2 protein-coding genes are annotated in these 1,692 nt (G+C 34.5%); one reads left to right on the top strand and one right to left on the bottom strand.

Features of this window, described 5'->3' with window-relative positions; all coding sequences use genetic code 11:
- Nucleotides 1–9: 9 nt before the first annotated feature.
- The gene (locus ASJ81_RS12300; RefSeq protein ID WP_170943300.1) at nt 10–633 is read right to left on the bottom strand and encodes a hypothetical protein; all 624 of its coding nucleotides are present in this window, start codon (nt 631–633) and stop codon (nt 10–12) included.
- 116 nt (nt 634–749) lie between these two features.
- On the opposite strand from ASJ81_RS12300, the gene ASJ81_RS12295 reads away from it, so the two are divergent.
- On the top strand, nt 750–1,692 hold a 943-nt coding region (locus ASJ81_RS12295; RefSeq protein ID WP_095642727.1), incomplete at its 3' end, for an ISNCY family transposase.

The raw sequence follows: 1,692 nt of genomic DNA, 5'->3' as shown, positions 1-1,692 counted from the left end.
AATTATATTTTAAATGGCATTAAGTTTTCGACATTTCAAGTGCGTAAGTCCTAATAGTTCTAAATAGCGAACTCCGCCCTCAATCTGGTGTTTAAATTTATCAATGTCATATAGAGTCAGAGCATATATCATATTGCCCACTACTTCAGGAGAAGACCCTCCACTTTTAGTGATCTCTATGTATCTGTCTACCTCTCTTGAGTGTTGTAAGGTATCTGACTTATCGATAACCCACAAGTCAAATGAACCGTCTTGACATGTGTTGTACTTGAAAAGTATATCGAGGGCTTCATCACAAATAGAAGTCAGCTCTATTCCCCCTGTTCGAGATAAAAGCTGGATTACCATGGCAAGATCATCGGCATCTGGCGGAAGTTCTAAAAAATCGGGTATATAGCTCCATCCTCCCCTTAATTGAGGATGCTTTGATTTGATTATGAGTTTAACTTCTTTTTTAATCAGCCCTTTTGTAATGCGGTTATCTATATCAAAGCAGTCAAGAAGACTGTCCAAAATCACCATGCGCTGGAAAAAGATAGTTGGGTGCATCTGAAGCAAGATTCCCTGGAATGTAATGCGAGGGAGAGTCATGTAGTGGACTGCCTCTGGATAGCCCATACTATTTTGAGCCAATATATAATCTATGCCTTTTTTTGACTCAGTTCCAAAATCTAGTGATGAAAGTAAGTGTAACATCACTACATAAATTTATAATTCTCTAATTATGTAATGATGTTACGGCAAAAACAATGGTAATTATAAATCTTACTCTTAATAACTTATCGGAACTCCCTGCTCTCTCATACCTTTTTGATAGTTATAGCAATGATTACGAATATACCACAAGAGGAATTTTTCGTAGAAAAATTCCTCCAGCCTGCCCTATTTGCAGTGCTCCTATGGTTCATAACGGCTATAATCTATACATCAAAAAAGGTCTTGGAAAAATCAGCATTGGTCGATACAAATGCCAAAATTGTGGTAGTACAGACGAAGAAGATCATAGTTTTTGGGAAGGTCTGAAAACTTTACTTTTTGATTCATTTAATAATTTTTTCCAGGTGCTCAGATACCATAAAGTTTCTTATGATGGAATTTCTGATATAATGAGCTTCATATTTCCAAGATCAAGAAGCACTATTTTTAGAACATTCAACAAAGAAATGGAACAGGAAAATGTTCCAATTTTAGAAAATGTACATATGGTGCACTATGACGAACAGCATCCAAAAGAGGGACGTTGTCAGAAATACCGTTTAACATTACTGGATGCAAAAACTCAAAGAACAATAGCAGATGAACTTTTTGAGGATAAAAGTTCAGAAACCATCAAAACGTTTCTACGAAAAAATCTAGATACATCAGAACCTGTGTTTATTGTTACGGATTTTGATAAGAGATACCCAGATATTTTAAAGGAAGTTTTTGGGGATAAGTTAGTGCATCAATACTGTTTGATGCACTTAAACAAGCTTATAGTTAGCGATTTTCCGAAGAAAACAACAATTGAACAGGAACTATTAAAATACAGGTTATTGAATATATTTTACAATCGTGAAAATGAGATTAAATTCCTGGAAAAAATTCTATCTGAAGAACTTAACGTAATTATGAATGAAGAAAAGCATCAAGAATGGAGTATAAAGGCAAAAAAGGAATTTAACCGATTTAGATATAAATTGAAGCTAGAAA

The organism is Methanosarcina spelaei (assembly GCF_002287235.1).
GTDB classification, from domain to species: Archaea; Halobacteriota; Methanosarcinia; order Methanosarcinales; family Methanosarcinaceae; genus Methanosarcina; species Methanosarcina spelaei.
This window is presented reverse-complemented; position numbering and strand designations above follow the sequence as displayed.